This is a genomic window from Nocardiopsis sp. JB363 (genome assembly GCF_900143625.1).
GTDB lineage: Bacteria > Actinomycetota > Actinomycetes > Streptosporangiales > Streptosporangiaceae > Nocardiopsis.
The window spans coordinates 1-962 of the sequence record NZ_FRFF01000189.1; the positions used below are offsets into that span (position 1 = coordinate 1).

The following is a 962-nucleotide window of genomic DNA, read 5'->3' on the forward strand; positions in this document are numbered from 1 at the left end:
CTGGTCGCACTGGACCTGCCAGAGCTGCGCATCATGGTCGTCGACGACCACGCCCTGTTCCGCCGTGGCCTGGTCTCCGTCCTGGACGACGAGGACGACATCGACGTGGTCGGTGAGGCCGGCGACGGTGACGTGGCCGTCCAAAAGGCCGGTGAGCTGCAACCCGACGTCATCATCATGGACGTGATGATGCCGCATACCACCGGTATCGAAGCGGGCCCCCGCATCCGCGCGATCGCGCCCGAGGCCAAGTTCGTGATGCTCACCATGAGCGAATCCGAATCCGACCTGTTCGAGGCGCTCAAGGCAGGCGCGACCGGCTACCTGCTCAAGGAGATGGCCGTGACCGACCTGCCCCGCGTGGTGCGGACCATCGCCACGGGCCGCTCATGCCTGAACTCCTCCATGGCGACCAAGCTGATCGCCGAGTTCGCCGAACTGGCCAAACAGGAGACCTCCCCCCGATCCAAGGGAACCCTCCCTCAGCTCACCCCCCGAGAGACCGAGGTGCTCAAGCTCCTGGCCCGGTCCATGAACAACCGCGAGATCGGCGGACGCCTGTTCATCACCGAGAACACCGTGAAGAACCACGTCCGCAACATCCTGGAGAAGCTCCAGGTCCATTCGCGCACCGAAGCCGCCATCTACGCGGTCCGGGCTGAATACGTGAGCTGAGGACGTGAGCTCAGGACGTGAGCTGCCTACGCGTCTGGTAGGGGGCCGGGGACGGGGCTGGTTGGGGCTGTGGCCTGGGCCGGGGCCGGGGACGGTTGGGCGGAGGCCGGAACCGGATACGGGTGGCTGGAGACGGAGACGGAGACGGAGACGACCGGTGGAGGCGGGTTATCCACAGGTGCGGGCGTTCGGAATGGTGCTGTGTGCCTTGGTCGTGATCCCATCGAATTGGGGCTGTCTCTTATTCAGATCTGACGCTGCGGACGTATAGAGAGGTGTAGATCTCG

At 65.1% G+C, this 962-nt stretch carries 1 protein-coding gene; it reads left to right on the plus strand.

Going from position 1 to position 962, the window contains the following annotated elements:
* Positions 1-675, plus strand: a complete 675-nt coding sequence (locus BQ8420_RS28570; protein WP_143847642.1) for a response regulator transcription factor — start codon at positions 1-3, stop codon at positions 673-675.
* Positions 676-962: the final 287 nt, after the last annotated feature.